The 18,967-nt window shown below is 71.6% G+C and carries 17 protein-coding genes; 12 read left to right on the top strand and 5 right to left on the bottom strand.

All coding sequences use genetic code 11. The features are described from left to right. Positions 1-81 precede the first annotated feature (81 nt). On the top strand, positions 82-1,086 hold the full coding sequence (locus ACGFYV_RS26960; RefSeq protein ID WP_393881058.1) for a WD40 repeat domain-containing protein: 1,005 nt from the start codon (positions 82-84) through the stop codon (positions 1,084-1,086). On the opposite strand, the gene ACGFYV_RS26955 is transcribed toward ACGFYV_RS26960, so the two are convergent. Further along, the gene (locus ACGFYV_RS26955) at positions 1,069-1,572 is read right to left on the bottom strand and encodes a hypothetical protein (protein ID WP_393881057.1); all 504 of its coding nucleotides are present in this window, start codon (positions 1,570-1,572) and stop codon (positions 1,069-1,071) included. The two genes, ACGFYV_RS26960 and ACGFYV_RS26955, sit on opposite strands and share 18 nt — an antisense overlap. Before the next feature lie 94 nt (positions 1,573-1,666). Next, positions 1,667-1,891 carry a DUF397 domain-containing protein gene (locus ACGFYV_RS26950; RefSeq protein WP_393881056.1) on the bottom strand — a complete coding sequence of 75 codons (225 nt, stop codon included), beginning with the start codon at positions 1,889-1,891 and terminating at the stop codon, positions 1,667-1,669. A 194-nt stretch (positions 1,892-2,085) separates the two neighbouring features. On the opposite strand from ACGFYV_RS26950, the gene ACGFYV_RS26945 reads away from it, so the two are divergent. Continuing rightward, positions 2,086-2,838, top strand: a complete 753-nt coding sequence (locus ACGFYV_RS26945) for a DUF6879 family protein (protein WP_393881055.1) — start codon at positions 2,086-2,088, stop codon at positions 2,836-2,838. A gap of 17 nt (positions 2,839-2,855) precedes the next feature. Then, complete coding sequence (locus ACGFYV_RS26940) at positions 2,856-3,704, top strand: helix-turn-helix domain-containing protein (protein WP_393881054.1); 849 nt, start codon at positions 2,856-2,858, stop codon at positions 3,702-3,704. Here the strand turns inward: ACGFYV_RS26940 and ACGFYV_RS26935 are convergent. Together ACGFYV_RS26935 and ACGFYV_RS26930 are read right to left on the bottom strand one after the other, a co-directional pair. After that, positions 3,694-3,924, bottom strand: a complete 231-nt coding sequence (locus ACGFYV_RS26935) for a hypothetical protein (protein ID WP_393881053.1) — start codon at positions 3,922-3,924, stop codon at positions 3,694-3,696. The genes ACGFYV_RS26940 and ACGFYV_RS26935 overlap by 11 nt on opposite strands. 46 nt (positions 3,925-3,970) lie before the next feature. Then, on the bottom strand, positions 3,971-4,399 hold the full coding sequence (locus ACGFYV_RS26930) for an ATP-binding protein (protein ID WP_393881052.1): 429 nt from the start codon (positions 4,397-4,399) through the stop codon (positions 3,971-3,973). A gap of 137 nt (positions 4,400-4,536) precedes the next feature. On the opposite strand from ACGFYV_RS26930, the gene ACGFYV_RS26925 reads away from it, so the two are divergent. Further along, the gene (locus ACGFYV_RS26925) at positions 4,537-5,400 is read left to right on the top strand and encodes a helix-turn-helix domain-containing protein (protein ID WP_393881051.1); all 864 of its coding nucleotides are present in this window, start codon (positions 4,537-4,539) and stop codon (positions 5,398-5,400) included. Beyond that, on the top strand, positions 5,397-5,585 hold the full coding sequence (locus ACGFYV_RS26920) for a DUF397 domain-containing protein (RefSeq protein ID WP_393881050.1): 189 nt from the start codon (positions 5,397-5,399) through the stop codon (positions 5,583-5,585). The genes ACGFYV_RS26925 and ACGFYV_RS26920 overlap by 4 nt, the downstream gene beginning before the upstream one ends. Before the next feature lie 77 nt (positions 5,586-5,662). On the opposite strand, the gene serC is transcribed toward ACGFYV_RS26920, so the two are convergent. Next, positions 5,663-6,781: a phosphoserine transaminase gene (gene serC / locus ACGFYV_RS26915; RefSeq protein WP_393881049.1), complete on the bottom strand. Its 1,119-nt coding sequence runs from the start codon at positions 6,779-6,781 to the stop codon at positions 5,663-5,665. A 244-nt stretch (positions 6,782-7,025) separates the two neighbouring features. On the opposite strand from serC, the gene ACGFYV_RS26910 reads away from it, so the two are divergent. From ACGFYV_RS26910 to ACGFYV_RS26880, 7 genes are all read left to right on the top strand, one after another. Next, positions 7,026-10,187 carry an FAD-binding and (Fe-S)-binding domain-containing protein gene (locus ACGFYV_RS26910; RefSeq protein ID WP_393881048.1) on the top strand — a complete coding sequence of 1,054 codons (3,162 nt, stop codon included), beginning with the start codon at positions 7,026-7,028 and terminating at the stop codon, positions 10,185-10,187. A gap of 111 nt (positions 10,188-10,298) precedes the next feature. After that, positions 10,299-11,420 (top strand): lipid II:glycine glycyltransferase FemX, encoded by a 1,122-nt coding sequence (locus tag ACGFYV_RS26905; protein WP_393881047.1) that lies wholly within the window; start codon positions 10,299-10,301, stop codon positions 11,418-11,420. Between the two features lie 182 nt (positions 11,421-11,602). Then, the gene (locus ACGFYV_RS26900; protein WP_393881046.1) at positions 11,603-12,562 is read left to right on the top strand and encodes a DMT family transporter; all 960 of its coding nucleotides are present in this window, start codon (positions 11,603-11,605) and stop codon (positions 12,560-12,562) included. 294 nt (positions 12,563-12,856) lie between these two features. After that, a complete protein-coding gene (locus tag ACGFYV_RS26895; RefSeq protein ID WP_393881045.1) occupies positions 12,857-13,654 on the top strand; it encodes a TIGR03084 family metal-binding protein in 798 nt (265 codons plus the stop codon). Beyond that, positions 13,651-15,327 (top strand): acyclic terpene utilization AtuA family protein, encoded by a 1,677-nt coding sequence (locus ACGFYV_RS26890; protein ID WP_393881044.1) that lies wholly within the window; start codon positions 13,651-13,653, stop codon positions 15,325-15,327. The genes ACGFYV_RS26895 and ACGFYV_RS26890 overlap by 4 nt, the downstream gene beginning before the upstream one ends. Beyond that, positions 15,324-16,922, top strand: coding sequence for an acyl-CoA carboxylase subunit beta (locus ACGFYV_RS26885; protein WP_393881043.1), 1,599 nt, complete (start codon positions 15,324-15,326; stop codon positions 16,920-16,922). Before ACGFYV_RS26890 ends, ACGFYV_RS26885 begins: the two co-directional genes overlap by 4 nt. A 5-nt stretch (positions 16,923-16,927) precedes the next feature. Beyond that, positions 16,928-18,829, top strand: a complete 1,902-nt coding sequence (locus tag ACGFYV_RS26880; protein WP_393881042.1) for an acetyl/propionyl/methylcrotonyl-CoA carboxylase subunit alpha — start codon at positions 16,928-16,930, stop codon at positions 18,827-18,829. The last annotated feature ends 138 nt before the right edge of the window (positions 18,830-18,967 follow it).

Raw genomic sequence — 18,967 nt, 5'->3', positions numbered from 1 at the left:
CCCGGAGCCGGGTGGGGTGCGCGGGGGTGTGAGGCCCACCACGCCGCCGTGAACGCCCTCACGGGATGGCAGTCTTGGTCCATGCGCCGACCGTTCGCCCTGCTCGCCGGGGTCCTGCTGCTCGCCGGGGTCCTGCTCACGGGTGCCTGCGCCCTGCCCGCCTCGGCCACAGGGAGTGACCGTCCTGGTGACCAGGGGTTCACGATCAAGGACCCGAGAATCGCGGAGTCCAGCGGCCTGGCCGCCTCCCATCAGCACCCGGGCATCTACTGGACGCACAACGACAGCGACGACGGGCCGTACATCTACGCCGTGGACAGCGCGACCGGGAAGACCGTCGCCACGCTGACCCTGCGCGGCATCGGGGCCCCGCGCGACGTGGAGGCCATCTCCATCGGCCCGGACAACCAGATCTACGTCGGCGACATCGGCGACAACCTCGGCGGCGCCTGGCCCTACGTGTGGATCTACCGGCTGCCCGAGCCGAAGGTGCTCCGGGACGCGACGGTCAGGGCCACGCAGTACGTGGTCAAGTACTCCGACGGGCCCCGCAACGCCGAGTCGCTGATCGTGCACCCGAAGACCGGACGCGTGTACATCATCGACAAGAACGAGAACGGCGGGCATCTCTTCGAGGGGCCGGCGCACATGTCTCCCTCCGGCTCGAACATCTTCCGTCCCGTCGCCACCGTCGACCTCTGGGCCACCGACGCCGCCTTCTCGCCGAACGGCCGGCAACTCGCCGTCCGCGGGTACTTCGGCGGCATCTACTACGACTGGAACGGCGGGAAGATCGAACGGCGCGGTCGCCTGGAGGTCCCCCTCCAGGGACAGGGCGAGTCCGTCTCCTACTCCGCCGACGGCTCCAAGCTGATGTACGGCAGCGAGGGCGCGGGCAGTGCGGTGGAGGCGAAGGACGCGCCCGGGGGCGCGTCCAGCGGCACATCGCCCTCCGGGGACGGGAGTTCGGCCGCGTCGGCGGGCGGGGACTCGGGTACGGGCGGGAGCGTCAAGGTGGGCGTCGTGGTCCTCGCCGCGGGGGCGCTCGCGCTGTTCGGTCTGCGGCGGCTACGACGTAAGAGGTGACGGCGTGCCAGGGGGTGATGGGCCCTGCGGGCAGGTGAGTTCGGGCTTCGCCCGGTTCGGTGAGCAGGACACCAGGGCCAGGGACAGATATGCGGGCTCCGCGAGATAGAAACCGAGGGACACGTCACGGCCCGCCGCGAGCCGATGGGCCGCGGAGGTGACGAGGCCGGCCCGGTGGCGCTCCTCGCGCTGGGCGGCGCACGCGAACCGGGCCGCGAACTCGGCCAGCCGCTCACCGAGCCACGCGGCGGCCTCCCCCGGCCCCGCCCAGGTGCCCCGCACGAGGGAGCGCGGCTTGACGAGCCAGTACGCCGTCTCCAGCGGAGGCAGGTCGGATACGGGAAAGCCGGCGGCGACCTCCCGGTACCGCTGAATCAGCTCCGGCGCGCTTCCGGCTGGGGGCGGCTCGGGGTGGGGAGGCCGGCGCAGGGCGTCTTGATCGAAGCGGGACTTGGGGCCGGTCCAGAGGAAGCCGTGGTGATGCACGGGTGGTCCTTGTCCATGTTGCCGTTCACGCGGCGCGGTCGGTCCTGACGGCCCCGGGGAGCATGCCAGGACCGGCCGGCCCGGGGACAGATGCTCAGAGGGCGAGGCCGAACCGCGTCGGGTCGATACCGGCCGCGCTCAGCTCCTCCGAGCTGAACCGCAGCGGCTCCAGATCGGGCCGCTTGCTGTCACCGAGGGCCCAGGCGTCCTCACCGATGCGGGCGAGAACCACGCATCCGTCGGAACAGGGGCCTCCGCAGGCCTGCACGAAGCTGACGGCGGCGAGATCGAGTGCGTAGAGGTCGCTCTTGTCGGACATGGCTGTGCCTTCCCGTCGGGCCTGTTGAGGCCGGGTGATTGGTCTCGGGGTGACCGTAGGAGGGGACGGTCTGGCACGGGCGCGAATATTCTCGATTATTCTCGCATGGTGACTCTGGATGCATGGACATTCACTCAGAGGCACCGACATCCTGGGGTCACCAACATCATCAAGCCTCAAGGGGTGGGTCGTAGATGGCGCGCAGGTTGCGGTTCAACGGGACGGGGAGTGACGTTGGCGGATGCCCGTCCGTGCATGAGGACCTGGACAGCGGGGAGGTGATCGTGCACGGTCCTCCGCTCACCGATGCGGAAGATGTCGCGCAGCTTCGGCACCTCTCCGAGGGGGAGGTCGCGGTCGTGGTGCCGCGTGAATTACTGGTGGACTGGGCTCCGAAGGAGAGCACGAGGCAGGTTCGGACGATCGGGCTTGAGGAGTTCAACGGCCTCTTCGCGAAGTTCGAGCACACGGCCTGGCGGTTGGAGACGCGGCGACGATACGCGAGTGACGAAGCGACCGACACGTACCGGCAGTTCGTGGAGACCGGTATGGCGGACTGGAACTTCGACCACCCGTACTGCCGGACGATCCGTGAGCAGACCGGCCAGGGCAAGCGGGTGGAGCGGGTACGCATCGTGGACCAGCCGCCGACCACTGGCCAGCTCTACCTCCTCGACAACGCCAAGCGGAACAGCGGTATGGGCGAGGACATCCGCATCCTGTGGCGTGCCGATGCTGACCGACTCCAACTGCCCGCCGAGGACTTCTGGCTGTTCGACAGCCGCCTCATCGCACTCCTGCGGTTCGATGACGACGACGAACTCACGCACGTGGACCTGATCACCGAGCCGGCGGAGGTGGTGCGCTGCTCCATGGTGCGGGATGCTGCTTGGCATCACGCCGTACCGTGGCAGAAGTTCACGGCAGAGATGGACAACGACGCGTAGGGGTTAGAGCGGGACCGGTGAGCACGGACTACCAGAGGGCGCGCGCGGAACTGGGTCGCAGGCTCAAAGAGCTGCGGGTCGACAGCTCTGGTGGGCGGCTCACCGGTACGGAGCTGGCCCAGCGGCTGGGGTGGCCGCAGTCGAAGGTCAGCAAGCTGGAGAACGGCAGGCAGACACCCACGGACGACGACCTCCGGGCATGGGCCGAGGCGGTGGGCCAGCCGGATGTCTTCGCTGAACTCCGGTCTCGGCTGCGGGGCTTCGAAAGCCACATCCGCTCTTGGCGGCGTCAACTCGCGGCAGGTCATGCCCCTGTACAGGAGTCCTGGAACACGCTCATCAGCGAGACCCGGACCCTGCACGTGTGGGACAACTTCGCCGTCAACGGGATGCTTCAGACTGCCGACTACGCACGGAACCTCTTTGAGCGCTATGCGGAATTCCGGCGCTCTCCACGGGACGCCGAGGACGCGGTGCGCGCCCGCATGAAGCGGCAGGAGTGGCTTTACCAGCCTGGCAATCGGCTGAAGACGCTCATGTGGGAGGGCGCGCTGCGGGCTCAGCCGTGTCCCCCGGAGGTGCTGGCGGTCCAACTGGACCGTCTGCTGGGTGTGGTGGGCATGGATACGGTCCAGCTCGGGATCGTGCCCTGGGACGCCGCGTTGCGATTGCCGCCGGCGAACGGGTTCTGGGTCCTGGACGACCGGCTGGTCACCGTCGAGGACTGGCACGCCGAACTCTGGCTGGACGACGCAGAAACGATCGCCCTCTACCGCCGGGTCTGGGACACCTTCGCCGAGTCGGCCGTATTCGGCGCCGAAGCCCAGCAGGTGATCGCCCGCGTCCGCAGGAACCTCAAGGTCTGAGGACGTACGGCCGTACGACGTCGTCGGCAGCTTCCCAGAGCGGCGCGCCAGGCGTGACGGCCGTCGTCCAGTACTCCTCGTCGCGGGGGAACGGCAGACGATGGCCGGCCGCGCGGTTGCGTCTGGCCCAGCGTCGCCAGCGGGCGTCGCGCGGGTTCGGTAGCTGCCAGACGTACGGATCCGGCGCCCGTACTTCCCGGGCCAGATTCCGGTCGTCCAACAGGGGACCGTCGGCGCGCGGGCGGCGGAACAAGCGGGCGAGCGTGTCAGGGAGTTGACGGAGCACGGGGCGGCCTCCCTGGCTGCTCGGTGAGCGCGAACACGGCCCACACGCATTTCGTGTACGGCTCCTGCCTGCTTCCCCACGCCTCGGCCAAGGCCGCCACGAGTGCCAGCCCGCGCCCGCCTTCCTCGTCCGGCGCGGAGTCGCGTAAGCGGGGGAGCCTGTCCCTGTCCGGGTCGGACACCTCCAGGACGAGATGGGCCTCGCGCAGGGTGAGCCGCACCTCGACCTGGGCGCAGGAGACACGGCAGTGGGTCACGGCGTTGGTGACGAGTTCGTTCGCCAACAGGAGGACGGGATCGGCGAGTTCGCCGGTGATTCCCCAGTTCGCGAGGGCTTTGCGTACCTGCTGACGAGCGCCGGGGACGTGCTGTCTGCGCTTGGGGAAGCGGAAGGTCTCGGTTGCGGGCATGGCCAGGAAGCTACGACCGTATGCGGCCCCGCCGCAACTAGCTCAACTGAATACATTCACTTGTTCATCCGATCGAGTGATGCACTCTCGGGAGTGCGACCGGTGTGGCATCGTTGCCGGAGGAGAGGGGAGATCTCATGCCCGCAGGTGGACGACCGACCGTGCGCAGCAGGCGGTTGGGCACGGCACTCAGGCAGTACCGCCATGCCGCCAAGATCGATCAGCCCCGGGCTGCCGAGATCATCGCGGCAAGTCAGGCCAGGGTCAGCCGCCTTGAGACCGGGCATGTCACGGCCCGCGTCATCGAGGTGCGGCTGCTACTGGACGCCTACGGCGTGAAGGACCCCGTGGAGCGGGCCAAACTGGAGGAGTTGGCCAAGCACTCGAAGAACCGGGGCTGGTGGCTCGAACACGCGGAACAACTGCGTCCGGACTACTTGGACCACATCGCGTTGGAGGACGACGCGACGTACATCCGTCAGTGGCAGCCCGCGTTGGTGCCGGGGCTGTTGCAAACTCCGTCCTACGCTGAGGCGATCATCGCGGCTGGGCCCGACTACATCGCTCCGGATGTGTTGGCGCAGTTGGTCAAGGTCCGGGAAGCGCGGCAGGCGAAGATCGGGGAGGGCGGGGCGTCGTACGCCGCTGTCTTCTGGGAGGTGGCGGTCGTACACCCACTGGTGAGCATCGACACTCACCGGGAGCAACTGTCCGCGATCCTCACCGCGATGAAGAGGAAGAACGTCACCGTGCAGGTTCTGCCGCTCAGCGCGGGAGTGCTGGTGGGTTCGATCCCCGCGTTCTCGTCCTTCAGCTTCGACTCCGAACCCACCGTCGAGGCCGTGGCGATGGAGAACCTGCGAGGCACCTCCGTGCTGGAAGACCCCAAGGATCTCGCCGCTTACGGCAATGCGTTCGACCTACTACGATCAGCAGCATTGGCGCCGGAGGCGAGCGCACGACTCATCCGAGACGTACTGCGGGGCATGAAGGAAGAGTGATCGTGGCCGAGGTTGTGGGCACCTTTCGAAAGTCGTCGTACTCCGCACAGCAAGGCGATTGCGTAGAAGTGGCTTCTACAACCGACGACGGCCGAGCCGTCCGCGACAGCAAGCAGCCGGGCGACAGCCCCCTCCTCACCGTCTCCCGCGACAGCTGGCACGCCTTCCTCCAGCAGTTCGTGTAGACAGCGCGGCACACAGAACAACGACAGTGGGGGCACCCGGTGTTCACCGGGCGCCCCCACTGTCGTACGCGAAACGGCTACAGCTTCTCGATCACGTAGTCGACACACTTCGTCAGCGCCTCGACGTCCGCCGGGTCGATCGCCGGGAACATCGCGATGCGCAGCTGGTTGCGGCCGAGCTTGCGGTACGGCTCGGTGTCCACGATGCCGTTCGCGCGCAGCACCTTCGCGACGGCGGACGCGTCGATCTCGTCGGAGAAGTCGATCGTGCCGATGACCTGCGAGCGCTTGGCCGGGTCGGTGACGAACGGGGTGGCGTACTTGGACTCCTCCGCCCAGGTGTACAGACGGGTCGAGGAATCCTTCGTGCGGCCCGTGGAGAAGGCGAGGCCGCCCTGGCCGTTCAGCCACTCCAGCTGCTGGTTCAGCAGGAAGAGGGTGGCGAGGGCCGGGGTGTTGTACGTCTGGTTCTTGCGGGAGTTGTCGATCGCCGTCGGGAGGCTGAAGAACTCCGGGACGTGGCGGCCGGACGCGTGGACGCGCTCGGCGCGCTCGATCGCGGCCGGGGAGAAGACGCCGATCCACAGGCCGCCGTCGGAGGCGAAGGACTTCTGCGGGGCGAAGTAGTAGACGTCGGTCTCGGCGATGTCGACCGGGAGGCCGCCCGCGCCGGAGGTGGCGTCCACGAGGACGAGCGCGCCCTCGTCGGCGCCGGCCACGCGCTTGATCGGCATGGCGACACCGGTGGACGTCTCGTTGTGCGTGAAGGCGTAGACGTCGACGCCCGCCTCGGCCTGGGCCTCGGGGTGGGTGCCGGGGTCGCTGGCGATGACGGTGGGCTCGGCCAGCCAGGGGGCGAGCTTCGCGGCCTTGGCGAACTTGGAGGAGAACTCGCCGAAGTTGAGGTGCTGGGACTTGTTCTCGATCAGGCCGTGGGTGGCGATGTCCCAGAACGCGGTGGAGCCGCCGTTGCCGAGGACGACCTCGTAGCCGTCGGGGAGGGAGAAGAGGGAGCTGATGCCTTCGCGGACCTGGCCCACCAGGTTCTTGACCGGGGCCTGGCGGTGGGAGGTGCCGAGCAGGGAACTGCCGGTGGCGGCGAGCGCCTCCAGTGCCTCCGTGCGCACCTTGGAGGGGCCCGCGCCGAAGCGTCCGTCGGCGGGCTTGATGTCAGCGGGAATCTGGATGTCGGCCACGAGACGGAGGGTATCGGCTAGACGAAACGGGACGGAACCATGTCCGTCCGATGAGACGTACGCGCCGAGGGACGGACCGCTGGACCTGCGGGTTTGCGCGAGCCCGGGACCAGCGAGAGATGCGCGAGTTCCCGAGCCGCGAGATGCGCGAGTCAGTACGACCATATGCGAGTCGGTACGACCATATGCGGCGGGCTGTGGAAAACTCGCGGTGACTGTGCGTGAGCGGATGCATCCTGGACGCATGACGGATCTCTCGGGGTTTGCAGCGGATCGCTCGCGGCTCGAAGCCGAGCTGCGCGGGGCCGTCCGGGGCGAGGTCGGCTTCGACGTCACCTCCCGGGCGCTCGTGACCATGGACGCGTCCAACTACCGGCGCGTCCCCCTGGGCGTCGTCGCGCCGAGAGACGCCGACGACGTGGCTGCCGTGCTGGAGGTGTGCCGGACGCGCGGGGTGCCGGTGGTGGCACGCGGCGGGGGCACGTCGATCGCCGGCCAGGCGACCGGCACCGGCGTCGTCCTGGACTTCACCCGGCACATGGACGGGCTGCTGGAACTGGACCCGGGCACGCGGACCGCCGTCGTTCAGCCGGGACTCGTCCTCGACCGGCTCCAGGAGGCCGCCGCCCCCCACGGTCTCCGCTTCGGCCCCGATCCCTCCACGCACAGCCGCTGCACCCTCGGCGGCATGATCGGCAACAACGCGTGCGGCTCGCACTCGGTCGCCTGGGGGACGACGGCCGACAGCGTGCGCGAGCTGTCCGTCATCACCGCGCGCGGGCAGCGGCTGCGGCTCGGCCGGGACTGGGCCGGGGCACCGGACGGGCTGCGTGACCTGGCCGAAGACGCACTGGCACGGCTGCGCACCGGCTTTCCGGACCTGCCCCGCCGTATCTCCGGTTACGCCCTGGACGCCCTGCTGCCCGAGAAGGGCGCCGACGTCGCCCGTTCCTTCTGCGGCTCCGAGGGCACCCTCGGCATCCTCACCGAGGCGGTCGTACGACTGGTCGAGGCACCCCGCGCGCGTGCCCTCGCCGTGCTGGCCTACGCCGACGAGAGCGCCGCCGCCGAGGCCGCCGCCGGACTCCTGCCGCTCGGCCCGCTGACCGTGGAGGGCATGGCCGCCGACCTCGTGCGCTCACCGGCGGGGCTGCCGAGAGGCGGCGCCTGGCTGTTCGCGGAGACCGGCGGGGAGACCGCGGGCGAGGCACGCGCGCGTGCCGAGGCGATCGTCCGCGCGGCCGACGTGGTCGACGCGGTCGTGGTGACGGACCCGGCCGCACAGCGTGCCCTGTGGCGGATCCGCGAGGACGCGAGCGGTACGGCGACCCGGATGCCCGACGGCACGGAGGCCTGGCCCGGCTGGGAGGACTGCGCGGTGCCGCCCGCCCGGCTCGGCCCCTATCTGCGGGACTTCCGGGACCTCCTCGCCACCCACGGCCTGCGCGGCGCCCCGTACGGCCACTTCGGCGACGGCTGCATCCACGTCCGCATCGACTTCGACCTGCTCACCGAGGCCGGCATCGCCCGCTTCCGCCGCTTCTCCGAGGAACTGGCCGGCCTGGTGGTCGCCCACGGCGGCTCACTGTCCGGAGAGCACGGCGACGGACAGGCCCGCGCGGAACTGCTGCCGCGCATGTACGGCGACGCGATGGTCACCCTCTTCGAGCGGGCCAAGGGAATCTGGGACCCCGACGACCTCCTCAACCCCGGCATGCTGGTCCGCCCCGCCCCGCTGGACGGCAACCTCCGCTTCTCCGTCCTGCCCCGCCGCCCGGTCGACGTGGCCTTCGGCTACCCGGCCGACGGCGGCGACTTCCGCGCGGCCGTCCGCCGCTGCGTCGGCGTCGCCAAGTGCCGTACGACCACCGTGACCGGCGCCGCCGTCATGTGCCCCTCCTTCCGCGCCACCGGAGAGGAGGAGCACTCCACGCGCGGCCGGGCCCGGCTGCTCCACGAGATGCTCGCCGGTGAACTGGTCACCGACGGCTGGCACTCCACCGAGGTCCGGGACGCCCTCGACCTGTGCCTGTCCTGCAAGGGCTGCCGCTCGGACTGCCCGGTCGGCGTCGACATGGCCACCTACAAGGCCGAGTTCCTCCACCACCACTACGCCGGCCGGCGCCGCCCGGCCGCCCACTACAGCATGGGTTCGCTGCCGGTCTGGCTGCGCTGGGTCGCCCGGACCCGCACGGCACCACTGCTCAACGCACTCGCCGGGGTACGGCCCCTCGCGGGCCTGGGCAAGCGGCTGGCGGGCATCGCGGCCGAGCGGGAGATCCCGCGGGTGGCGTCGCGGACGTTCAGCGCGTGGTGGCGGGGGAGAGGGCGAGGGGGAGAGGGGGCGCGTGCGGGTGTGGGGGCGGGCGAAGGGGCCGGGGGTGAGGGGGCCGGGGTTGACGGCGCAGGGGGTGACGGTGCCCGGGGTGCCGGTGCTGGGGGTGCTGGGGGTGCTGGGGGTGCTGGGGGTGCTGGGGGTGCTGGGGGTGCCGGTGGTGCCGGTGGTGCCGGCGGCGACGGTGCCGGGGACCTCGTCGTGCTGTGGCCCGACACCTTCACCGAGCACCTGTCCCCCTCCGTCGGCCGGTCCGCCGTCCGGGTGCTGGAGGCCGCCGGGCTGCGAGTGGCGCTGCCGCCGACGCTGCTGATGCGCGGACGCCCGGTCGGGGACGGCAGGTCACGCTCGGCGACCGCGCTGCTCACCGCCCGCCGAGGGCGCGTCTGCTGCGGGCTGACGTACCTCTCGACGGGCCGGCTCGACCGCGCCCGCGCGGTCCTGCGCCGCACGCTCGACCTGATGGAGCCGGTGCTGCGGGCCGGGGTCCCGGTCGTCGTCCTGGAGCCGAGCTGCGCGGCCGCCCTCCGCACCGACCTGCCGGAACTCCTGCACGACGACCCGCGCGCGGCACACCTGGCCGCCGCCGTCGTCACGTTCGCCGAGGCACTGGAACGCCACGCCCCCCACTGGACACCGCCCGCCGTGGACCGCCCGGTCACCGGTCAGACCCACTGCCATCAGCACGCGGTCCTCGGCGACGGCGCCGACCGCCGGCTGCGCGAAGCGGCCGGCCTGACCGGCGAGCTGACCGGCGGCTGCTGCGGCCTCGCGGGCAACTTCGGCTTCGAGAAAGGCCACTTCGAGGTCTCCCGCGCCTGCGCCGAGGACCAACTCCTGCCCGCGGTACGGGACGCGCCCGCCCAGGCCGTGATCCTGGCCGACGGCTACTCCTGCCGCACCCAACTGGACCAGCTTGCCGGAGCGCACGGCCGGCATCTGGCGGAGGTGCTGGCGGAGGCACTGGAGGACGAGGAGCGGGAGAGAACGACCGGGCGGACGGGGAGAACGACGGGGCGGACGGGAGGAACGACGGGGCGGACGGGAGGAACGACGGGGAGAACAGGGTGAGGGGGCGACGGACACGCAGGTGTTCGCGGCGTTCGGGCCGGGGCGCGGGCGGGACGACTCCGTAGGGTGAACAGGTCCAGCGATCCCGGAGGAGCACGAGGAGTACCGCGCATGTCCCTGACCCTGCGGCCCATCACCCGCGCCGAGCACCTCGCCTTCGTGGCGGCGCTGCCCTCCGTCAGCCACATGCAGGTGCCGTCGTGGGGTGACGTGAAACCGGAATGGCAGGCGGAGAGCCTCGGATGGTTCGAGGCGGACGGGCGGCTCGTCGGGGTCGGGCTGGTGCTGCTCAGACCACTGCCCAGGGTGAAGCGGTACCTCGCCTACCTGCCGGAAGGGCCGGTCATCGACTGGCACGCGCCCGACCTGGAGCGCTGGCTCGACCCCCTGCTGGCGTACCTGAAGGGACGCGGCGCCTTCTCGGTCAAGATGGGGCCGCCCGTGGTCGTACGGCGGTGGAACCCGGACGCGGTCAAGGCGGCGATCGCCCACCCGGACGCCCACCGGCTGCGGGACGCGGAGCCGACGTCGTACGAGCCGCGCGCCGGGGAGGTCGCGGAGCGGCTGCGCAGCCTGGGGTGGCGGCAGACCGAGCCGGGCAGCGAGGAGGGCTTCGCCGCGGGGCAGCCCCGGTACGTCAGCCAGGTGCCGTTCGCCGGACGGTCGCTGGAGGACATCCACCGCGGGCTCAACCAGCAGTGGCGGCGCAACATCAAGAAGGCCGAGAAGGCGGGCGTGAAGGTCGTCCGCGGAGGCCCCGAGGACCTGCCGGTCTTCTACGGCATCTACACGGAGACCGCCGAGCGCGACCGTTTCATCCCGCGCCCGCTGTCCTACTTCCAGCGCATGTGGACGGCGCTCGCCGCCGAACACCCGGACCGGATGCGGCTCTACCTCGCCCACCACGAGGGCGAGGTACTCGCGGCGGCCACGATGCTGATCGTCGGCGGGCACGTCTGGTACTCGTACGGCGCCTCCACCAGCCGCAGGCGCGAGGTCCAGCCGAACAACGCCATGCAGTGGCGGATGATGGCCGACGCCCACGAGCTGGGCGCCCACGTCTACGACTTCCGGGGCATCACCGACACCCTGGAGGAGTCCAACCACCTGCTCGGGCTGCTGCGGTTCAAGGTGGGCGCGGGCGGTGAGGCCGTGGAGTACCTGGGCGAGTGGGACTTCCCGCTGAACCGTCTGCTGCACAAGGCGCTGGACGTCTACATGTCCCGCCGCTGACCCTTCCCGGCCACAGACCTCCCGATCCACAGACCTCCCGATCCACAGACCTCCCGATCCACAGACCTCCCGGTCCGTAGACCTCCCGATCTCAGGATCCTGATCTCAGCATCCAGGACAGCTACATAAAGGGTTCACACTCCTGACCGAGTCCACTACCCTGGACCCGGTAGTACATCGCGATGAACGAACCCGATCAAGAACCTGGACCGCCCGTGACCACCTCCAGCACCGCCACGTCGACCCCGGTCGCCTCCGTCGGCACCCCGAGCCGCTTCGGCTCGCTGGGGCCCGTCGGGCTGGTGCTGGCCGGCGGGATCTCGGTCCAGTTCGGTGCGGCGGTCGCCGTGACCCTGATGCCGCGGGCCGGCGCGCTGGGCGTCGTGACCCTGCGACTCTTCGCCGCCGCCGTGGTCCTCCTCGTGGTCTGCCGCCCGCGCCTGCGCGGACACTCGCGCACCGACTGGGGCACGGTTCTCGCCTTCGGCGTCGCCATGGGCGGGATGAACGGACTGTTCTACGAGGCGGCTGCCCGCATCCCGCTGGGCGCCGCGGTCACCCTTGAGGTCCTCGGCCCGCTGGCCCTCTCCGTGCTCGCCTCCCGCCGCGCGATCAACCTGGTGTGGGCGGGCCTGGCGCTCGGGGGTGTCTTCCTGCTGGGCGGCGGGGGCTTCAGCGATCTCGACTCCATAGGTGTCGCCTTCGCCCTGGGCGCCGGCGCCATGTGGGCGATCTACATAGTCTTCAGCGCGCGTACGGGGCGCCGCTTCCCGCAGGCGGACGGACTGGCCCTCGCCATGGCGGTGGCCGCCCTCCTCTTCCTCCCGCTCGGCATCGCCGAGGCCGGCAGCCGCCTGGTGAACCCCACCACCCTCGCCCTGGGCTCGGCGGTGGCCCTGCTCTCCTCCGTCCTGCCCTACACCCTGGAACTCCTCGCCCTGCGTCTGCTGCCCGCCTCCACCTTCGCCGTCCTCATGAGCCTGGAACCGGCCATCGCCGCCACCGCCGGTTTCCTCATCCTCGGTCAGTCCCTCTCCACCACCCAGGCCGCCGCCATCGCCCTGGTCATCGCGGCGAGCATCGGCGCGGTGCGGACCCAGGTGGGCCGGGGCAAGGTACGGGAACCGATCCCGGAGGCCTGACCGACACGGGGCGCGCCCACCGGTGTGTGGGCCCTGGCTACGTGCGTCCCGCCGACGTGTGCGTCCAGGCCTGTGCGTCCGGCCGGTGTGTGCGTCGCGGCCGTGTGCGTCGCGGCCATGTGCGTCCCGCCGGTGTGTGCGTCCCGGCTACGTGCGTCCCGCCCACCTGTTCCGCCCGTGTGCGAGGCCCACCCATGTGTGCGTCTCCGCCCGTGTGTGTCCAGCCCATAGCCTTCTCCAAAGTCCATGCAAGCACGCTTGATTGTTTCTCGGCCCGCTGCCATGCTCCCTGGCATGTCAGATCCGACGCCCGTCTTCGACGACCTGCGTGAGGAAAGCCGAGCACTCGACGTGCTGGTGGCCGAGTTGACCGACGAGCAGTGGGCGGGGGCGACGCCCGCGCCGCGCTGGAGTGTCGCCCACCAGATCGCGCATCTGCACTGGACCGACAAGGCCGCCCTGCTCGCCGTGACGGACCGGGACGGTTTCGGGGAGGTCGTCGGGAAGGCGCTCGCCGCGCCCGACTCCTTCGTGGACGACGCCGCCGAGGAAGGCGCCCGTCTCGCGCCCGCCGAACTGCTGGCCCGGTGGCGGGAGGGCAGGGACGCGCTCGACCGGGCGCTGCGGGACGCGGCGCCACAGGGCACCCGTCTCCCCTGGTTCGGGCCGCCCATGTCGGCCGCCTCCATGGCCACCGGGCGTCTTATGGAGACTTGGGCCCACGGCCAGGACGTGGCCGACGCCCTCGGTGTGGTCCGCGCACCCACCGACCGGCTCCGACATGTGGTCCGCATCGGGGGGCGGGCAAGGGACTTCGCGTTCGGGGTGCGGGGGCTGCCCGTGCCGCAGGAGGAGTTCCGCGTCGAGGTCCGGGCGCCGTCCGGCGCGTCGTGGGCCTTCGGTCCGGAGGACGCCGCGCAGCGGGTCACCGGGCCCGCGCTCGACTTCTGCCTGCTGGTCACCCAGCGTGCCCACCGCGCCGACCTCGCCCTGCACGCCGAGGGCCCGGACGCCGACCGCTGGCTCGACATCGCCCAGGCCTTCGCGGGCCCGCCCGGCACCGGCCGTCCGCCGAAGGGGGAACCGGCGTGAGCGTGCTGCGCATCGGCAACTTCTCCGGTTTCTACGGCGACCGCGCCGCCGCCCTGCGCGAGATGCTCACCGGCGGCGAGGTCGACGTCCTCACCGGCGACTACCTCGCCGAACTCACCATGCTCATCCTGGGACGGGACCGGCTGAAGGACCCGTCCGCCGGATACGCCCGCACCTTCCCGCGCCAGCTGGAGGACACCCTCGGCCTCGCCCACGAGCGCGGGGTGCGGATCGTCACCAACGCGGGCGGCCTCAACCCGGCCGGACTCGCCGACGCCGTACGGCAGCTGGCCGACCGGCTCGGCATTCCCGTGCGGGTCGCGCACGTCGAGGGCGACGACCGCACCGCGGACCACCCCGGCGCCCTCGCCGCCCACGCCTACCTCGGCGGGTTCGGCATCGCCGAGTGCCTGCGGGCCGGAGCGGACGTCGTCGTCACCGGCCGGGTCACGGACGCGGCCCTCGTCACCGGGCCCGCCGCCGCCCACTTCGGCTGGCGGCCCGAGGAGTACGACCGGCTCGCGGGGGCCGTCGTCGCCGGGCACGTGCTGGAGTGCGGGACCCAGGCCACCGGCGGGAACTACGCGTTCTTCCAGGAGGGCGACGTGCGCCGGCCCGGCTTCCCGCTCGCCGAGATCCACGCCGACGGCAGCAGTGTCATCACCAAGCACCCCGGCACCGGCGGCTTCGTCGACGTCGGCACGGTCACCGCCCAGCTGCTCTACGAGACCGGCGGCGCCCGGTACGCCGGGCCCGACGTCACCGCCCGCCTCGACACCGCCGAGCTGAGCCAGGACGGACCGGACCGGGTGCGGATCCGGGGCGTGCGCGGTGAGGCGCCCCCGCCCACCCTCAAGGTCGGGCTCAACCGGCTCGGCGGCTTCCGCAACGAGGTCGCCTTCGTCCTCACCGGCCTCGACATCGAGGCCAAGGCCGCCCTCGTGCGGGAGCAGATGAACGACGCGCTCGCCGAGGCGCCGCCCGCCGACGTCCGCTGGGACCTTGTGCGCACCGACCGCGCCGACGCCGGCACCGAGGAGACGGCCAGCGCCCTGCTGCGGCTCGTCGTACGCGACCCCGACGAACGGGCCGTCGGGCGGGCGCTGAGCGGCGCCGCGATCGAACTGGCCCTCGCCAGCTACCCCGGCTTCCATGTGCTCGCGCCACCCGGAAAGGGCGCACCCTATGGGGTCTTCGAGCATGCGTACGTCCCTCAGAAGGCCGTCGACCATGTGGCGGTCCTCCATGACGGGCGGCGTGTCGCTGTGGCGCCGGCCCAGGACGTCCGGGCACTGGACACCCTGCCCCAGCCGCCCCTGCCCGAGCCCCTGCCCGCCGGACCCACCCGCCGGGCGCCCCTCGGCCTGGTCGCCGGTGCCCGCAGCGGGGACAAGGGCGGGAACGCCAACGCCGGCGTGTGGGCCCGTACCGACGAGGCCTGGCGGTGGCTCGCCCACGAGCTGACGGCCGAACGCTTCCGGCAGCTGATCCCCGAGAGCCGTGAGCTGGCCGTGGCCCGCCACGTCCTGCCGAACCTGCGCGCGCTCAACTTCGTCGTCGAGGACATCCTCGGCGCGGGCGTCGCCGCCCGGCACCGTTTCGACCCGCAGGCCAAGGCCCTCGGCGAATGGCTGCGCTCCCGCCACCTGGACCTTCCGGAGGCCCTGCTATGACGGTTCTCGCGTCCCGCGTGGACCCGCACGACGCCGACCACCGGGCGGCCCGCGAGGCCATGCTCGCGAAGCTCGCCGAGCTGGAGACCGAGCACGCCAAGGCGCTCGCGGGCGGCGGCGAGAAGTACGTCGCCCGGCACCGGGGACGCGGCAAGCTGCTCGCACGCGAACGGATCGAGCTGCTCCTCGACCCCGACACCCCGTTCCTGGAGCTGTCCCCGCTGGCCGGCTGGGGCAGCGAGTACACGGTCGGCGCGTCCGTGGTCACCGGCATCGGCGTGGTCGAGGGCGTCGAGTGCCTGATCACCGCCAACGACCCGACTGTGCGCGGCGGCGCCAGCAACCCCTGGACGCTGAAGAAGTCGCTGCGCGCCAACGACATCGCGCTCGCCAACCGGCTGCCCTGTATCAGCCTGGTCGAGTCCGGCGGCGCCGACCTGCCCTCGCAGAAGGAGATCTTCATCCCCGGCGGGGCGATCTTCCGCGACATCACCCGGCTGTCCGCCGCCGGCGTCCCCACCGTCGCGGTCGTCTTCGGCAACTCCACCGCGGGCGGCGCGTACATCCCCGGCATGTCCGACCACGTGATCATGGTCAAGGAACGCGCGAAGGTGTTCCTCGGCGGGCCGCCGCTGGTGAAGATGGCGACCGGCGAGGAGAGCGACGACGAGTCCCTGGGCGGTGCCGAGATGCACGCGCGCGTGTCGGGCCTCGCCGACTACTTCGCCGTGGACGAACTGGACGCCCTGCGCCAGGCCCGCCGCGTCGTCGCCCGCCTCAACCACCGCAAGGCGTACGCGGACCCGGCACCCGCCGCCCCGCCCGAGTACGACCCGGACGAACTGCTCGGCATCGTCCCCGCGGACCTCAAGACCCCCTTCGACCCGCGCGAGGTCATCGCCCGCCTGGTCGACGGCTCCGACTTCGACGAGTTCAAGCCGCTGTACGGGACGAGCCTGACCACCGGCTGGGCGTCCCTGCACGGCTACCCGGTCGGCATCCTGGCGAACGCCCAAGGCGTCCTGTTCAGCGCCGAGTCGCAGAAGGCCGCCCAGTTCATCCAGCTCGCCAACCAGCGCGACATCCCGCTGCTGTTCCTGCACAACACCACCGGCTACATGGTCGGCAAGGAGTACGAGCAGGGCGGGATCATCAAGCACGGCTCGATGATGATCAACGCGGTCGCCAACAGCCGCGTCCCGCACCTGTCGGTCCTGATGGGCGCCTCCTACGGCGCCGGGCACTACGGCATGTGCGGCCGCGCCTACGACCCCCGCTTCCTGTTCGCCTGGCCCAGCGCCAAGTCCGCCGTCATGGGCCCGCAGCAGCTCGCCGGCGTCCTGTCGATCGTCGCCCGGCAGTCGGCGGCGGCGAAGGGAGCGCCGTACGACGAGGACGCGGACGCCGCCCTGCGCGCGATGGTGGAGCGGCAGATCGAGTCCGAGTCGCTGCCGATGTTCCTGTCCGGGCGGCTGTACGACGACGGCGTCATCGACCCGCGCGACACCCGCACCGTCCTCGGCCTGTGCCTGTCCGCCATCCACACCGCGCCCTACGAGGGCGTGCGCGGTGGCTTCGGCGTCTTCCGGATGTGAGGCTCATGATTTCGACTCTGCTGGTCGCCAACCGGGGCGAGATCGCCTGCCGGATCTTCCGCACCTGCGGTGAGCTGGGGATCCGGACGGTCGCCGTGCACTCGGACGCCGATCAGAACGCGCTCCACGCGCGCGTGGCCGACACGGCCGTACGGCTGCCGGGGGCGGCGCCCGCCGACACGTATCTGCGCGGCGACCTGATCGTGAAGGCGGCCCTGGCCGCCGGCGCGGACGCCGTGCACCCCGGCTACGGCTTCCTCTCCGAGAACGCCGACTTCGCCCGCGCCGTCCTGGACGCCGGCCTGGTCTGGATCGGCCCGCCGCCCGAGGCGATCGAGGCGATGGCGTCCAAGACCCGCGCCAAGGAACTGATGGGCCTCGCCCCCCTCGACGCGGCGCGGGTCACCGAGGCCGACCTGCCCGTGCTGGTGAAGGCGGCGGCGGGCGGCGGCGGGCGCGGCATGCGGATCGTGCGCCGCCTGGCCGACCTCCCGGACGCCCTGGAGTCCGCACGCGCCGAGGCCGCGAGCGCCTTCGGCGACGGCGAGGTCTTCACCGAGCCCTACATCGAGCACGGCCGCCACGTCGAGGTGCAGATCCTCGCCGACACCCACGGCACGGTCCGGACCCTCGGCACCCGTGACTGCTCCCTCCAGCGCCGCCACCAGAAGGTGATCGAGGAGGCCCCCGCACCGGGACTGACCGACCGGCTCGCCGGCGAACTGGACACCCTGGCCGTCCGCGCCGCCCGCGCCGTGTCCTACGTGGGCGCCGGCACGGTCGAGTTCCTGATCGCCGACGGCCGGGCCCACTTCCTGGAGATGAACACCCGCCTCCAGGTCGAACACCCCGTCACCGAGGCGGTCTTCGGCCTCGACCTGGTCGCCGAGCAGATCCGCGTCGCCGAGGGCCACCCGCTGCCCGCCGACCCGCCCCGCCCCCGGGGCCACGCCGTCGAGGCCCGTCTCTACGCCGAGGACCCCGCACACGGCTGGGCCCCCCAGACCGGCACCCTGCACCGCCTCGCCGTGCCGGACGGCATCCGCCTCGACACCGGCTACACCGACGGCGACGGCATCGGCGTCCACTACGACCCGATGCTCGCCAAGCTCGTCGCCCACGCCCCCACGCGCGCGGAGGCGATCCGCAAGCTCGCGGGCGCGCTGGAACGCGCGCAACTCCACGGGCCGGTCACCAACCGGGACCTGCTGGTGCGCTCCCTGCGGCACGCCGAGTTCGCCGACGCCCGCATGGACACCGGCTTCTACGACCGCCACCTCACCGAACTGACCGAGCCCGCGCCCGACCCGTACGCCCACCCGTCTCCCACCACCGCCCTCGACGGAGTCGCCGCGCGACCACCTCTGGTCGCGCTCGCCGCGGCCCTGGCCGACGCCCACGGCCGTTCCCGCTTCGCCGGCTGGCGCAACCTGCCCTCGCAGCCGCAGGTCAAGCGGTACGAGATGGCGGGGCGGGAACACGAGGTCCACTACCGCCACACCCGGCATGGCCTCACCGCCGACGGGGTCCGGGTCGTGCACGCCGACACGCACAGGGTCGTCCTCGACGTGGACGGCGTACAGCGCGGGTTCGACGTCACCCGCTACGGCGACGAGGTCCACGTCAACGCCACCCGCCTCACCGCCCTGCCCCGCTTCCCCGACCCCACCGCCCAGCTGGCCCCCGGTTCCCTCCTGGCCCCGATGCCGGGCACGGTCGTCCGTATCGCCGAAGGCCTCGCGGAAGGGGCCGCCGTCACGGCCGGACAGCCTCTGATCTGGATCGAGGCGATGAAGATGCAGCACCAGATCACCGCCCCGGCAACCGGCACGCTCAGCGCCCTGCACGCCAGGCCCGGCCAGCAGGTCGAGCCAGGAATGCTGCTGGCGGTGGTGCAGGAGACCTAGACGAGTCATTCCGAATGCTGACGGTGCGTCTGGGAACGAAGGCAGGGCGTCCAAGATCGATCTGTGACGAATGACCTGGACGCCCTGCTGACCGCACTGTACGTGAAGATCGACGACGAGATCGGAGATTCCCGATGG

The organism is Streptomyces sp. NPDC048297, from assembly GCF_043201585.1.
GTDB lineage: Bacteria > Actinomycetota > Actinomycetes > Streptomycetales > Streptomycetaceae > Streptomyces.
Note: the sequence above shows the minus strand (reverse complement) of the source record. Positions and strands in the feature narration are given on the sequence as shown.